Here is a 15,163-nt window from a genome sequence, read left to right on the forward strand (position 1 = left end):
TAGGCTCGGACCATGGCCGTCGCAGCAGCTTCACTGACCGATGTCGTCGTCCGCCGCTCGGGACACAACATTCTCGACTCCCTCTCCCTGGACATCGCCGAGGGCGAGCGCTGGGCGGTCCTGGGGCCCAACGGCGCCGGGAAGTCGACCCTGATCCTCCTGCTCGCCGCGCGCATGCACCCCACCAGCGGCACGGTGCGGATCATCGGCGAACAGCTCGGCAAGGTCGACATCTTCGAACTGCGCCCGATGATCGGACTGGCCAGCCAGGAGCTGGCCGACACCATCCCGGCGGACGAGACCGCGCAGAACGTCGTGGTCACCGCGGGATACGGGGTCGTAGGCCGGTGGCGCGAAGCCTACGACGACATCGACCTCCAGCGTGCCCGCACCCTGCTGGCCGCCTTCGGCGTCGGTGACCTCGCCGAGCGCATGTTCGGCACGCTGTCCACGGGGGAGCGCAAGCGCGTCCTGGCGGCGCGTGCCCTCATGACCGACCCCGAGCTGCTGCTGCTGGACGAGCCCGCCGCGGGCCTGGATCTCGGCGGCCGGGAATCGCTGGTGCGCACACTCGGCCGCCTGGCGAAGGACCCCGCCACGCCGGTGACCGTACTGGTCACCCACCACGTCGAGGAGATTCCGCCCGGCTACACCCACGTGGCGCTGCTCCGCGACGGCGGCCTCGTCGCCGCCGGCCCGATCGAAGAGACCCTGACGTCGGAGAACCTCACGCGCACCTTCGGGCTGCCCCTGGTGGCCGAGCAGCACGGGGACCGCTTCACCGCGCGCTCCCTGTCGCTGGACTGACCCCGCTGTGCCCGACCCGCAGCTGCACCGGATCACCGATCTCTCGGATCCGGCGCTGGATGACTACCTGCGCATGACCGACGTGCGGCTGCGCTCGCGCGTGGAGGTCGAGCGCGGCCTGTTCATGGCCGAGAGCTATGAGGTGATCTCGCGCGCGATCGAGGCAGGCATGCAGCCGCGCTCGTTCCTCATGAGCGAGAAGTGGCTGGAGCGGTTCGCCCCGCTGTACACGCGCTTCCCCGACGCTGCCGTGTTCGTGGGCGAGGAGGCGCTGATCGAGCAGCTGACCGGGTTCCATCTCCACCGCGGGGCCCTGGCCTCGATGCAGCGCCCGCAGCTGCCCCGCACCGCCGACGTGCTGGCCACGGCCCGCACCGTCGCCGTGCTCGAGGACATCGTCGACCACACCAACGTGGGAGCGATGTTCCGCTCCGCCGCCGCTCTCGGCGTCGACGCGGTGCTGGTCTCCCCGCGCTGCGCCGACCCGCTCTACCGCCGGTCCATCCGCGTCTCGATGGGCACCGTGTTCCAGGTGCCGTGGACGCGCCTGGGAGCCTGGCCGCATGCGCCGCACCCACCAGGGGAGGACGGGCCGCACGACGGCGTCGACCTGCTGCACGATGCCGGTTTCGACGTCCTCGCTCTGGCGCTCACCGACAGCGCGGTCGCGCTGGACCAGGTCGACCTGCGTGGCGGCCGCAAGGTCGCGTTCGTCCTCGGGGCAGAAGGGCACGGCCTGACGAACGCCACGCTGAAGGCGGCCGACGAGCACGTGGTGATCCCGATGGCCGGCGGCGTCGACTCACTGAACGTCGCGGCCGCCAGCGCGGTCGTGTTCTGGCAGCGGCGAGCAGCTCTCGCGGCCCCCGGAGAGAACCACGCCTCCGACACCGCGTGAATTCCGCGAAACCGTGGGAACTGGGGACGCATTCCCACGGTTCCACGGATCTTGCGTGCTGGTGATCGCTGTCCGGGCCCCTGGCGAGTTCGCGCCTCAGGGATTCGCGTCGCAGGGAATGGCGCGTCTCAGAGGGTGATCTGCAGCTTCACGTCCGTCGGCCGTCCTTCGAGGAACCGTTCGAAGGCCTGCACGGAGTCCTCGAAGGCGAAGGACTGCGAGACGAAGCGGCTGAGGTCCACGGCATCGCTCGCGGCGAGGTCGATCGCCTTCTGGTACACGTTGGCGTAGCGGAACACCGTCTCGATCGAGACGCCTCGGCTCTGCGCGGTGGCGATGTCGAAGGGCACCGGGTCGACCGGCATGCCCACCAGCACGATCCGGCCGCCGGGCGCCGGCAGGGACCAGAGGTTCTTGTAGGCAGGGGCGGCGCCGGAGGCCTCGAAGACGACCTGAGGTCCCCATCCGCCGGTCTCCGCGCGCACCCGCTCCCCGAGGTCCTCCTGGGTGGCGTCGACGGGGACGATGCCCTCCAGTCCGTCGAGCAGTTCGAGCTTCTGGGGCTGGACATCGCTGATGAACACACGGCTGGCGCCGCCGGCGCGTGCAGCCAGAGCGGTCATGATCCCGATGGTGCCGCTGCCCACGATCGCGGCGACATCACCCGGAGCGATGCCGGCCTTGGTGGCGGCGAACATTCCCACGGAGAACGGCTCGATGAGCGCGCCCTCGGCGAAGCTCAGGGATTCGGGGAGCTTGTACGTGTACGACGCGGGGTGGACGACCTCATCGGTCAGGCACCCGTCGACCGGAGGAGTGGCCCAGAACCGGACCCCGGGATCGACGTTGTAGTTGCCCTCGCGCACGGCCCGCGAGGAAGGATCCGGCACGCCGGGCTCCATCGCCACGCGATCACCGGGGGAGAGGTGGGTGACGCCCTCGCCGACCTCGACCACGGTGCCGGCGCCCTCGTGGCCCAGCACCATGGGCTCCTTGACGACGAACGGGCCGATCTTGCCGTCGGTCCAATAGTGCACGTCAGAGGCGCAGATCCCGACCGTGTGCATCGCGATGCGAACCTCACCGGGCCCCGGCGACCCGGCGGGCTCGACCTCCTCGATGGACATGCGGTTCTTCTCCTGCAGCACCAGTGCGCGCATGAGCGGTCCTCTCCGTGGGGGTACGTCGGTGGGCTTGGACTCATCATCGCAAAGAGTCCGGCCGGCGGCCGCGAGTGCCCAGCGCCGTCTGTCGGACCCTCCTGCGAGTCTTCGCACTGTTGTTCGATGTGAAGACCCCCTCTCTTGAGCACACCTCCATCCGGGCGTAGCATTCGAACTGTTGTTCGAACGACGAGGAGGGTGGCGGTACGGAGGTGACCATGAGCGCGGCAGTCCCGCAGGCGACGCAGGAGGAGCGGCTTCATCGCGCCCGCGCGGCTCTCGGCGCGGCCGAACGCAGCGCCGCCCGGTGGGGCGGACCGATCGATCGCACCGCTTTGCGCAGTCTCGAGGGCGGGAGGTCCGCTGCCCCTGCGCCCCCGGGAGCCGCTCCCGCAGGCACCTCGACCTCCGCCTCACCTGCCTCCGCCCCGGCTCCCATCGCGCCCGGTCAGGTCTCCGGGACCCTGCTGCCGGTCCCGGCCCCGCTGGCCGGCCTCTTCCCTCACGCCGGTCTGAGCGCGGGCGGCTCGGTGGCGGTCGAAGGGGCCGCCACCACGTCGCTGCTGCTCGCCCTCGCGGTCGCCGCGGCAGGGGAGGACTCCTGGTGCGCGGTGGCGGGGATGCCCGATCTCGGGCTCCGCTCCGCCCTCGATGCCGGGCTGGATCCCGAGCGTCTCGCCCTCGCCCCGGCCTCGGGGGAGCAGCGTCCGCAGGTGCTCACCGCTCTGGCCGACGGAGTGGGAGTGCTCGTGCTCGGCCCCGACCTCGAGCTCACCCCAGCGCTGTGGCGCAGTCTGCTCAGCCGGGTGCGCAGTGCGGACACCCTGGTCCTGGCCGCACGTCCCCCCGGCCGGGCAGACATCACCCTGACCTCCACCACCCGCGTCTGGCACGGGCTCGGCCAGGGCTCGGGGCGTCTGCGCCGACGCCGGCTCGCAGTCGCCTCCACCGGTCGCGGCATCGCCGGGCACCAGGAGGTCGAGGTCCTGCTCCCGCACGCCGGAGGGATGGTCGAGGCCGTCTCCGCGACGGCGGATGCACCCTCGACCGCGCCCGCCGCGCCGCGGGGGCCTGCGGGTGCCGCCTCCTCCACGGAGCGCGCGGACATCGCTCCCGTCGCCTCCCACCTCACCCTGCACGATGCGCGGAGGGCGGGATGAGCACCCTCGAGAGGAACGCCGCCACCCGGACCGTCGCCGTCATCGTCCCGGACTGGCCGCTGGTCGCGGCGCTGGACCGCCATCAGCGTCGCCTCGAGACCGACGGGGCCGACGGGACGATCGACCCCGCCCATGATCCGGTGATCCTCGTCGACCAGTATCGCCTCACCCATGCGGGAGCCGCCGCCCGGGAGGCCGGGGCGCTGCCGGGGATGAAGCTCCGGGCCGCCCGCGCGGCCTGCCCCGAGGCGCTGGTGCTGGAGGCCGACCGGGAGCATGAGTCCTCCCTGTTCGAGCTGGTCGCCGCCGCCGTGGACACCGTCGCCGCGGGGGTCGACGTGCTGCGGCCGGGCACCGTGCTGATGGCGGCCCGCGGCCCCTCTCGCCACCACGGCGGGGAGGAGGCCCTGGCCGAGGCGATCATCGATGCCGTCGCCGACCTCACCGGCTGGGACTGCAGCGTCGGGATCGCCGACGGTCCCTTCGCAGCGCTGCTGGCAGCCACGCCCGGACGCATCGTCCACCCCGGCCGCAGCGCCGACTACCTCGCCCCGCACCCGATCGCCGCGCTCGGCAGCGCCCCCGTCGGCCCCGGGTGGGGCCATCGCGGCCAGCCCGCCGCGACCCGGCCCGGACGCCGGCTGGATCTGGCCGAGACGGTGGACCTGCTCCAGCGTCTGGGGATCGCCACCCTGGGGGATCTCGCGGCCCTGCCCTCCGCCGCGGTCGCCGATCGTTTCGGTCCCGATGTCGCCACGCTGCACCTGCTGGCCCGCGGCCAGGAGCCGGCCCCGCCCGCCACGCACCATCCCACTCAGCCGATCCTGGCCGAGACCACCCTGGAGACGCCGCTGGTGCGCACCGACCAGGCGGCCTTCATCGCGCGTCCGCTGGCCGAGGAGCTGCACGGGATGCTGGTGGACCGCGGCCTGGTGTGCACGCGGCTGCGGATCGTGGCGCGCACCGAGGGCGGCGAGGAGATGGAGCGCACCTGGCGGCACGACGGCGCGCTGAGCGTCGCCGACGTCGTCGACCGCATCCGCTGGCAGTGCGACGGCTGGATCACCCGCTCGCGGCTCGGGGGACCGGCGACCGGCGCGATCACCCGGCTCGGTCTGCACCCGCTGCAGCTGGCGCCGGCGGGGGAGAGCGCCCCGGCGCTGTGGGGCAGCGCGGGGGAGGCGGCTCAGCGGGCCTCGCGGGCCTTCGCCCGTGCTCAGGGTCTGGCGGGGGAGGACGCGGTCCAGGTCCCCGCCGTGGTCGGAGGACGGCTGCTGGCCGAGGAGGTGCAGCTGGTGCCCTGGCGTGCGGAGAAGCCTGCCCGGCGTGAGGGCCCCTGGCCGGGGTCGCTGCCGCGCCCCGTGCCCGCCACGGTGTTCCGCGAGCCGCCGGCGGTCGCCCTCGAGGACGCCGAGGGGCGGCCCGTCGTGGTCACCGCCCGCGGTCTGCTCAGCGCCCCGCCCGCCCGTCTTCTGGTCGCCGCGCCCGGGACGCCTCTGCTGCAGCGGACGGGGCTGCGCGCCGGCTCCCCGCACCCGGTGCTCGCCCACGGTGCTCCCACCGTGATCGACGAGCGCTGGTGGACCCGCGACGGCAACCGCTCGGCCCGTCTGCAGCTGGTGGTGCGCGGCGCGAGCGCGGAGGAGACCGCCGTGCTGGCCCTGTCCCGCACCGGCCGCTGGTCGCTGGAAGGACTGTACGACTGATCGACGTACTGCGAGGAACGAGCGGTAGGAGACCAGTCAGAGAGCAGAGTCTGATCGACGTACTGCGAGGAACGAGCGGTAGGAGACCAGTCAGAGAGCAGAGTCGGAGGAGAAGAGCGATGGCCGGATGGTTCCTGGGGCCGCCCGCGTGGAAGGATCTCGAGGCGATCCTCTCGGACCGCCCTGCCCAGGTGACGACCCCGCCGGTCGTCGTCGAGAAGCCCGCCGCGCCGGCCGGCGACACCTACCGCCCGACCGCGAGCGTCGATTACGCCGAGCTGCACGCCCATTCGCATTTCAGCTTCCTCGACGGCGCCTCGAGCCCGGAGGACATGGTCGAGCAGGCCGCCCGGCTGGGACTGGGGGCCATCACCCTCGTGGATCACGACGGACTGCCCGGCGCGGTGCGCTTCGCACGCACCGCGGGGGAGCAGGGCATCGCCACGGTGTTCGGGGCCGAGCTCACCCTCGGTCTCGAACCGGGCTCCGAGGCGGCGAGCGCCACCCCGGTGACCTCCGCGCCCCGCACCGGCATCAGCGACCCGGACGGGGAGCACCTGCTGGTGCTGGTGCGCGACACGGACGGGTACCGGCAGCTGTCGGCGGCCATCGCCCGCGCCCACCTCGACAGCGGGGAGAAGGGCACCCCCCGCTACCGGCTGGCCGAGCTGAGCCGTGCGGCGCGGGAGGGGCACTGGCAGATCCTCACCGGCTGCCGCAAGGGATCGGTGACCCGCGCCGTCGCCCCGCACCTGGAGGTGGGGGATCTGGAGGGTGCGGCCCAGGCCGCGGCCGAGGCGATCGCCCGGCTGCTGGAGCTGTTCGGCGCGGGCAATGTGGCCGTCGAGCTGGTCGCCGGCGGCGGGGGAGCGGCCGACGAGCTCCACGACGCCCTGGCCCAGGGTGCTCGCCTGGTGCGGGAGTCCCACGGGCTCGACGAGATCTCCCTGCCGCTGGTGGCCACCACCAACGCCCACTACGCGCGGCCGGTCGACAAGCATGTGGCCGACACCCATGCCGCGCTGCGCGCCGGGGTGCCGCTGGCCGAGGCGGATCCCTACCTCTCCTCCCGCCCCGCTCATCTGCGCAGCGGCGAGGAGATGGTCCAGCTGCTGCCCCGCTACCCGCGCGCGATCTCGGCCGCCGCGCGGCTGGGCCGGGACTGCGCCCTGGACCTCCACCTGCTCGCTCCGAACCTGCCCCCGTTCCCGGTGCCGGCCGGGCACGACGAGACCAGCTGGCTGATCGAGCTGGTCGAGATCGAGGGCCGCGAGCGCTACGGCCCCCGGCCCACGCCCGAGACCCCCGAGCGGGTTCCCGGGGCGTGGGCGCAGATCGATCACGAGCTGGAGGTCATCACCGGCCTGGGCTTTCCCGGATACTTCCTGATCGTCCACGACATCATCGCGTTCTGCCTGGATGAGGGGATCCTCGCCCAGGGGCGCGGCTCGGCCGCGAACTCCGCGGTCTGCTACGCGCTGGGCATCACGGCGGTCGAGCCCGTCGGCCACCAGCTGCTGTTCGAACGGTTCCTGGCCCCGGAGCGGGACGGCCCGCCGGACATCGACATCGACATCGCCTCCGACCGCCGCGAGGAGGTCATCCAGTACGTCTACGAGCGCTACGGCCGGGAGAACGCCGCGCAGGTCGCCAACGTCATCACCTATCGCGCCAAGCTCGCGGTGCGCGATGCCGCCCGGGCGCTCGGCTACGACACCGGCGCGCAGGACGGCTTCTCCCGCCGCGTCGAGCGTTCCTTCTCCTCACTGGCCGGGGCGGAGATCCCCCAGGACGTGGTCGACCTCGCCCGGTCGCTGCGCGATGCCCCGCGCCACCTGGGCATCCACTCCGGGGGGATGGTGCTGTGCGACCGCCCGGTGATCGAGGTGTGCCCCGTGCAGTGGGCGGCGATGGAGGACCGCAGCGTGCTGCAGTGGGACAAGGACGACTGCGCCGAGGCGGGCCTGGTCAAGTTCGATCTGCTGGGGCTGGGGATGCTCACCGCCCTGGATCATGCCCTGGCCCTGGTCGCCGAGCACCACGGCCAGCGCTTCGAGCTGCGCACCCTGCCGCAGGAGGACCCGGCGGTCTACGACATGCTGTGCGCCGGGGACAGCGTGGGCGTGTTCCAGGTGGAGTCCCGTGCCCAGATCTCCACCTTGCCGCGGCTGCGGCCCCGGGAGTTCTACGACCTGGTGGTGGAGGTGGCCCTGATCCGGCCCGGCCCCATCCAGGGCGGCTCCGTCCACCCCTACATCCGTCGCCGCGCCGGCGAGGAGGAGGTCACCTTCATCCATCCGCTGCTGGAGAAGTCCCTGGGCCGCACCCTGGGGATCCCGCTGTTCCAGGAGCAGCTGATGCAGATGGTGGTCGACGTCGCCGACTTCACGCCCGCCCAGGCCGACCGGCTGCGCCGCGCGATGGGATCCAAGCGCTCCACCGAGAAGATGCTCGAGCTCTCCGACGCGCTGTTCGCGGGGATGGCGGCGCACGGGATCACGGGGGAGGACGCCGAGGCGGTCCACCGCAAGCTGCTGGCCTTCGCCAACTACGGCTTCCCCGAGTCCCACGCCTACTCCTTCGCCTACCTGGTCTATGCCAGCTCGTACCTGAAGTGCCACTATCCGGCGGCGTTCACGGCGGCGCTGCTGCGCTCCCAGCCGATGGGCTTCTATTCGCCGCAGTCGCTGGTGGCCGATGCGCGCCGGCACGGCGTGCTCACCCGGGGCCCGGACGTGCTGGCCAGCCGCGCCCGCACCGATCTGGAGACCGACGCCGATCACCACGGGTACCGGGTCGATCCGCCGCGCCAGCAGGTCCAGGGGGAGGCGGCCGCGCAGGGCCCGGCGATCCGGCTGGGGCTGGACCAGGTGCGCTCGATCAGCACCGAGACCGCGGAGGCGATCGTCGCCGAGCGCGAGGAGCACGGCCCTTTCGTCTCGGTCCCGGATCTGGCCCGACGGGTCCAGCTCAGCGCCCGCCAGCTCGAGGCGCTGGCCACCGCGGGCGCTCTCGATCAGCTGGCCAGCTCCCGCCGGCAGGCGCTGTGGTCCGCCGGGGCCGCCGCCCAGGAGTCCCCGGAGACGCTGCCGCACCTGGCGGTGGGGGCCCGGGCCCCGATGCTGCCCGGCATGAGCGATACCGAGCTGGCCTCCGCCGATGCCTGGGCCACCGGGATCACGCTGGATGAGCACCCCATGGCGCTCGTGCGCGAACAGCTCACGGCCGAGAAGGTGCTGAGCATCGAGGGCACCCGGGCGGCGGAGGACTCCTCCCGGATCCGGGTGGCCGGGGTGATCACCCACCGCCAGCGGCCCGCGACCGCCGGGAACGTCACCTTCCTCAGCCTCGAGGACGAGACCGGGATCCTCAACGTGGTCTGCTCCCAGGGGTTCTGGCACCGTCACCGGGTGCTGCTGCGCACCTCCCGAGCGATCGTGCTGCGCGGGATTGTGGAGAACCGCAGCGGCGCGGTGAACCTGATGGCCGACGACGTGGCGTCCCTGGACCTGCCTGCGGCGGGCAGGTCCAGGGACTTCCAGTGAGCAGCGGTTCCCGGCGAGCCCGGATCGCCGGGAACCGCTCACGGACGTGCTGTGAGCCCGACCGTCCGGCGCTATCGCCTCACGCGGGGGAGGGCACGGCCCCCATCGCGACCCGCTCGGAGCGATCGGCGCGGCGCGCGGACCGGGAGGCGACGAACGTCAGGGCGAGGGAGACCAGCGCCCAGGCGAGGATCGACAGCAGCGTGCCGGAGGTCGTCACGAGCGTCCCGCCCAGGGCGGCGTGGACCAGCCCCTGCGTGACGATCGGCAGCGGCATCAAGGAGCTGACCGAGGCGAGCAGCGGGGGAGCGCTGGCCACGGGGACGATGCCCACCAGCGTCACCACCTGCAGCACCATCACCACGATCGAGGTGATCCGTCCGATCCGGTCTCCCAGCACCGTCATCAGCGCCTGGTGCAGGGCCGCGAACATCACCGCCCCGGCGAAGGCGACCACCCCCACGGCCAGCGGGGAGACGGGGGAGACGCCCACGGCCGTGAGCACGGCGAGGACCGCGACGGTCTGGACCACGGCGATCACCACCGCGGGGGCCAGGGAGCGCAGCACCACCATGCCCATCGGCACCGCCCGGTCCAGCAGCTTCCGGGACAGGGCCGGCAGCAGCAGGAAGCTCGCGAACGCTCCCAGCCACAGCGCGAGCGCCGTGACGAAGGGGAACGTGGCCGTGGAGGCGTCGTCGGCCGCGTTCTCGCGCTCGGCGTCCGTCGCGACCGGGTTCGTGGCCATCTCGCTCATGCGGGCCCGCTCGGACTCGCTGTAGCTGGGGACCCCGTCGGCGCCCTCATGGAGGCCGTCCGCGAGCTCGTCGGTGCCGTCGGCGAGCTCTCCGGTCCCATCGGCGAGCTCCTCGGAACCATCTGCCAGGTCACTGGTGCCGTCGGCGAGCTCTTCACTGCCGTCGGCGAGCTGGTCGGAGCCCTCGCCGAGCTCGGTGGCGCCGTCGGCCAGCTGGCCGGTGCCCTCGGCGAGCTCATCGGCGCCGTCCGCGCTCGTGCGGGTGCCTTCCGCCAGATCATCGAGCCCGTCGGCCAGCTCTCCGGAGCCGTCGGCGCTGGCGCGGGCACCGGTGGCGAGCTGGTCGGCTCCCTCGGCGAGCTGGTCGACGCCGGCGGCGTACTCGTGCAGCCCGTCCTGCAGGCCGGTGACGCCGTCGACGAGAGCGGGGGCCCCGTCGGCGGAGGCGCGGGCGCCGGTGGCGAGCTGGTCCGCGGCGGCCGTCAAGCCGGGGTTGTCCTGGGTGCCGTCGCCCTCGAAGGCAGTCTCGACGCCCTCGGCATAAGTGACCACGCCCTGGGCGCCCTGGACCAGGCCCGGCTGATCCGCGGTGCCGTTCAGGCCGGCGGCGAGCTGCTGAGCGCCCGCTCCGAGACCGGGATTCTCCTCCGAGCCGTCCCCGTTCAGCCCGGCGGCCACCTGCTCGGTGCCTGCGACCAGGCCCGGGTTCTCCGCGCTGCCATCACCGTTCAGGCCCGTCTCGACGCCCTCGGCGTAGCCGAGCATGCCCTCGGCCTGCGCTTTCAGAATCTGCGCGTTCGGATCATCGGGGTTCTCGGCCAGCATCGACTCGGCGGTGGCCAGCATCTGCTCGGCGAGCGGGACCATGCCCGGGTCCTGCTCGGTGCCCTCACCCTCGATCCCGGCGGCCAGTTCGCCCGCGCCGTCGGCGACGCTCTGAGCGCCGCTGCCGAGCTCGGTGGCGCCGTCGGCGGTCTGCTGCGCGCCGTCGGCCAGCTCCTCGGCGCCGTCGGCCACGCTCTGTGCGGTCGGCACCAGGCCCGGGTTCTCCGCGCTGCCGTCGCCGGAGACGGCCGCTCCGGCTTCCTCGACCCCGTCGGCGAAGGTCTCCACGCCGGTGGCGAGCTGCTCGGAGCCCTCGACCAGGCCCGGGTTCTCCGCGGTGCCGTCGCCCTCCACGCCGGCGGCGAGCGCGTCTGCCCCGTCGAGGATGCCGGGCTCGGAGTCGGTGCCGTTCATCCCGGCCTGCAGGTCCGAGACGCCGCCTGCGAGATCCTCGGCGCCGGTGGCGAGATCGTCCAGCCCGGTGGCGAGGTCCTCGGTGCCGTCCGCGGCCCCGTCGGCGCCGGTGGCCAGCTCGTCCAGCCCGTCGGCCAGGTCCTGGGTGCCGTCCGCGGTCTGGCCGGCGCCGTCGGCCAGGCTCCACACGCCGCCGGAGAATTCTCGCGTGCCCTCGGCGGCCTGGGTGGCGCCGTCGGAGAGCTCGCCGGCTCCGTCGGCCAGATCCTGGGTGCCGTCCTCGAGCTCGGAGGTGCCCTCGGCGAGGTCGTCGGACCCGTCGGCTGCGTCCTCGAATCCGTCCTTGATGTCGTTGAACCCGAGGTAGAGCCCGTCGAGATACTGCTCGGCCATCTGGCCGCCGACGGTGGAGGCCGAGGCCTCCGCCACGGCGGTGGCGATCATGGCGTTGATCTGTCCGCTGGCGTCGTTGGTGGTGACCTCGAGGATCGCCTGGGTGGACTCCGGCGTGCCGATCGTGGTCAGGCGCTCGGAGAAGTCCTCGGGGATGACGACGACGGCGGCGTAGGTGCCGTCCTCGAGGCCCTGTTCGGCGTCGTCCTGGGAGGTCAGCTGCCAGTCGAAGCCGGTGGTCTCCGGGGTCTGCTGGTCCTCGACGGTCTCGGGGTGGGTGAGGCCGCCGGCGAGCATGCGTCCCAGCGGCACCTGCTGGGTCTCGCCGTTCTCGTCCTGGATCTCGGCGCCCTCGTCGAGGTTGACGACGGCGGCGGGCACGGTCTCGAGCGCCTCGACGCGCCCGCTGAGCGCCCACAGGCCCAGACCGGCCACGAGCAGGGGCAGCACGAGCACGACGATCAGGGTGCGGGGGTGGGCCAGGCGGGTCATACGAGTGCTCCTTCAGGAACGGAGACGGCGGAGCCTTCGGCAACGGCGGTGCTGGAGCGCTGGATGGTCAGAGCGAGCAGGCGGCGCGGATCGCGCAGGGTGCGCGCGAGATGGTGCTCGGCCTCGACGGGGTCGGGGGAGCGGGAGCCGGTGACGATCGTGGCCCCGTGGGCCAGGAGCTCGTCGAGGCGTTCGACCAGCGTGTCGTCGGCGGTGGTGGCGGAGTGGGCCAGGTCCTCGAGCCGTTCGATGACGATCAGGGCGCGGCCGGCCCCGCGGCCGTCGACCTCCCGCAGCCGTGCGGCGACGTCCGCCCCGGAGGGGACCCAGTGGACGCGGGACTGGATGGCGGCGAGGTCGTCGGGCGCGAGGCGGTCGTGGACGGCGAGGATCCCGGAGGAGGGCTCGAGCCGGCCGGCGACCAGCGAGAGGAACGAGGCGCGGGCGGCGTCGTCGGCCGAGCGCACCACGAGCAGCGTGCCGGGGGCGACCTGACCGGTCAGCGGGCCGATCGTGCCCTCGGCGCCGAGCAGGGGCGCGACGGTGCGCTCGAGACGCAGGGCGTGGACTCCGTGCTGCTCGGTCCAGCGGCGGTGCTCGAGGACGGCCTTGAGGCCCTCGCCCTCAGCGTCGACCATGGGCAGTGCCCGGTCCAGCCAGCGGGGCAGCCACCAGGCGTGGCGGCCCAGCAGGGCGAGCACGGCGGGGACCAGGGTCATGCGGACCACGAAGGCGTCCACCAGCACGCCGGCGGCCAGTCCCACCGCGATGGGCTGGAGCATGAACTCGCCGGAGGTGACGAACCCGGCGAATACCGAGACCATGATCAGCGCGGCGGCGATCACCACGGGGGCGCTGGCGGTGAAGCCCCGCTCGATCGCCTCCTTGGCGTCGCCGGTGTGGACGAATTCCTCGCGCATGCGGGTGACCAGGAACATCTCGTAGTCCATGGCGAGCCCGAAGAGGACACCCATCACCATGATCGGCATGAAGGCGACGACGGGGCCGTTGACCGAGACGTTCAGCGGCCCGTTGAACCAGCCGTACTCGAAGACCATCGCCGTGACCCCGAAGGCGGCGCCGACGGAGAGCAGGTAGCCGACGGACGCCTTGATCGGCACCCATACGGAGCGGAAGACGAGGGCGAGCAGGATCAGGGAGAGGCCGACGACGAAGATTCCGAAGGGCAGCAGCGCTCCGGTGAGCTTCTCGGTGACGTCGATGCCGACGGCGGTGTTGCCGGTGACGGTGACCTCGGAGATCCCCAGGTCCTGCTCCCAGGAGCCGGCGTCGGCGCGGATCTCGTGGACGAGGTCCTTGGTGGACTGGGCGGTGGGCCCGCCCTCGGGGATGACGACGATGACGGCGAGGTCGGCGCCCTGGTTGGGGGTGGCCAGCTGGATCTCCTGGACCCCGTCGAGGGAGGAGATGTCGGCCTCGAGCTCGTCGACGACGCCGAGGGGGTCGGTGGTGTTGATGATGTCCGCGGTCACCAGCAGGGGCCCGTTGTGGCCGGGGCCGAATTCCGAGGCGATGAGGTCGTAGGTCTCGCGGGTCGAGGAGCCCTCGGCGTCGGTGCCCTGGTCGGGCAGGGCGAGCTGGAGGTCCTTGATCGGGATGGCCAGGGCGCCGAGGCCGAGGACGACCACCAGGATCGTCAGGGCCGGCACCTTGGTGGCCAGGCGCACCCAGGCGGTGCTGACGCGGCCGGCGGACCTCGCTCTCGATTCCGCGGCGCCGGTGGCCCGGTCGGGCATCACGCCGCCGTTCTCGGCCATCAGCCGGCGCGCCCGGCGTGGGCGCAGCCGCTCCCCGAGGATGCCCATGATCGCGGGCAGCAGCGTCAGGGCGACCACGACCGACAGGGCGACGGTCGCGGCGGCCGCGACGCCCATGATGGTCAGGAACGGGATGCCGGTGACGAACAGGCCCACCAGGGCGATGATCACGGTCAGCCCCGCGAAGATCACCGCGCTGCCGGAGGTGGCCAGCGATTCGCCGATGGATTCGCGCACGTCCTCGCCTCGGCCCAGCTGGTCGCGGTGGCGGGAGAGGATGAACAGCGCGTAGTCGATGCCCACTGCCAGGCCCAGCATGGCGCCCAGGGACGTGGTCACCGAGGGCATGTCGATCCCGGCCGAGAGCGCCATGACGCCGGCCATGGAGGTGCCCACGCCCATGATCGCGGTGAGGATCGGGATCACGGCGGGCACGAGCGCGCGGAAGACGATCGCGAGGATGATCAGGGCGGCGATGATGCCGATGACCTCGCCGATGCTGAAGGAGACGCCGGTCTCCTGGAGGACCTGTCCGCCCAGACTGACCTCGAGCGGGCCGGCGTCGGCCTCGGCGGCGATGTCCTCGATCTGCTCGACGGACTCCTCGGGGAACTCGCCGATCTGTCCGTCCATCTGGAACTGGGCGAGGATCGCGGTGTCATCGTCGGAGCGGGTGCCGGGGGAGACGTCGTCGAACGGGGAGGGGGAGGAGGCGACGCCCTCGACCTCCCCGATCTCGGCCATGAGGTCCTCGATCTGGTCCTGGTGCTCATCGACCGTGCCGCCGTCGTCCCCCTGCAGCACCAGGGTGCCGGAGGCGCCACCCATCTCGGGGAAGCGGTTGGCGAGGTTGTCGATGCCGCTCTGGGCCTCGGTGCCGGGGATCTCGAACTCGTTGGAGAAGGTCCCGCCGAGCCCGACGGCGAGCCCGCCGACGCCGACGAGCAGGACGGTCCAGAGTGCGACGATCCTCCATCGCAGGGTGGCCATGGTGCGGCCGAGGCGGTACAGGAACGAGGACACGAGACCTCCGAAGGGGCGCAGCGGTGAAGCGGAGACAGCAGAACAGCGGGCGACTGCGGCGCAGGACGCGCTGCAGCCCCGAACGCAGGGAGGCCCCGTCCATCGAGGGGAGAACCGGCCTGTCGGTGCGTGCGGCCCGGTCAGGGCAGCGACGGGGGCCGACGGGACCAGGATCCGCATCCAGAACATTCCTGCATTCGAT

General features: G+C 72.7%; 8 protein-coding genes. 5 read left to right on the top strand and 3 right to left on the bottom strand.

What is annotated here, in order from left to right; genetic code table 11:
- The first annotated feature begins 12 nt into the window (after positions 1–12).
- Both ACFQRJ_RS03425 and ACFQRJ_RS03430 read left to right on the top strand, forming a co-directional pair.
- The gene (locus ACFQRJ_RS03425) at positions 13–807 is read left to right on the top strand and encodes an ABC transporter ATP-binding protein (RefSeq protein WP_377017046.1); all 795 of its coding nucleotides are present in this window, start codon (positions 13–15) and stop codon (positions 805–807) included.
- Between the two features lie 73 nt (positions 808–880).
- On the top strand, positions 881–1,705 hold the full coding sequence (locus ACFQRJ_RS03430) for a TrmH family RNA methyltransferase (RefSeq protein ID WP_377017274.1): 825 nt from the start codon (positions 881–883) through the stop codon (positions 1,703–1,705).
- A gap of 128 nt (positions 1,706–1,833) precedes the next feature.
- Here ACFQRJ_RS03430 and ACFQRJ_RS03435 read toward each other — a convergent pair whose 3' ends face one another.
- Positions 1,834–2,865 (bottom strand): NAD(P)-dependent alcohol dehydrogenase, encoded by a 1,032-nt coding sequence (locus tag ACFQRJ_RS03435; RefSeq protein ID WP_377017048.1) that lies wholly within the window; start codon positions 2,863–2,865, stop codon positions 1,834–1,836.
- A 221-nt stretch (positions 2,866–3,086) separates the two neighbouring features.
- On the opposite strand from ACFQRJ_RS03435, the gene ACFQRJ_RS03440 reads away from it, so the two are divergent.
- The 3 genes from ACFQRJ_RS03440 (at position 3,087) to ACFQRJ_RS03450 (ending at position 9,279) form a co-directional block, all read left to right on the top strand.
- A complete protein-coding gene (locus ACFQRJ_RS03440; RefSeq protein WP_377017050.1) occupies positions 3,087–4,028 on the top strand; it encodes a hypothetical protein in 942 nt (313 codons plus the stop codon).
- A complete protein-coding gene (locus tag ACFQRJ_RS03445) occupies positions 4,025–5,734 on the top strand; it encodes a DNA polymerase Y family protein (RefSeq protein ID WP_377017052.1) in 1,710 nt (569 codons plus the stop codon). The genes ACFQRJ_RS03440 and ACFQRJ_RS03445 overlap by 4 nt, the downstream gene beginning before the upstream one ends.
- 119 nt (positions 5,735–5,853) lie before the next feature.
- A complete protein-coding gene (locus ACFQRJ_RS03450; protein ID WP_377017054.1) occupies positions 5,854–9,279 on the top strand; it encodes an error-prone DNA polymerase in 3,426 nt (1,141 codons plus the stop codon).
- A gap of 79 nt (positions 9,280–9,358) precedes the next feature.
- On the opposite strand, the gene ACFQRJ_RS03455 is transcribed toward ACFQRJ_RS03450, so the two are convergent.
- Positions 9,359–12,160 (bottom strand): YhgE/Pip family protein, encoded by a 2,802-nt coding sequence (locus ACFQRJ_RS03455; RefSeq protein ID WP_377017056.1) that lies wholly within the window; start codon positions 12,158–12,160, stop codon positions 9,359–9,361.
- Complete coding sequence (locus ACFQRJ_RS03460) at positions 12,157–14,961, bottom strand: MMPL family transporter (protein WP_377017058.1); 2,805 nt, start codon at positions 14,959–14,961, stop codon at positions 12,157–12,159. Before ACFQRJ_RS03460 ends, ACFQRJ_RS03455 begins: the two co-directional genes overlap by 4 nt.
- Positions 14,962–15,163 lie beyond the last annotated feature (202 nt).

It is taken from the genome of Brachybacterium sp. GCM10030252, assembly GCF_042666535.1.
Lineage (GTDB): Bacteria > Actinomycetota > Actinomycetes > Actinomycetales > Dermabacteraceae > Brachybacterium.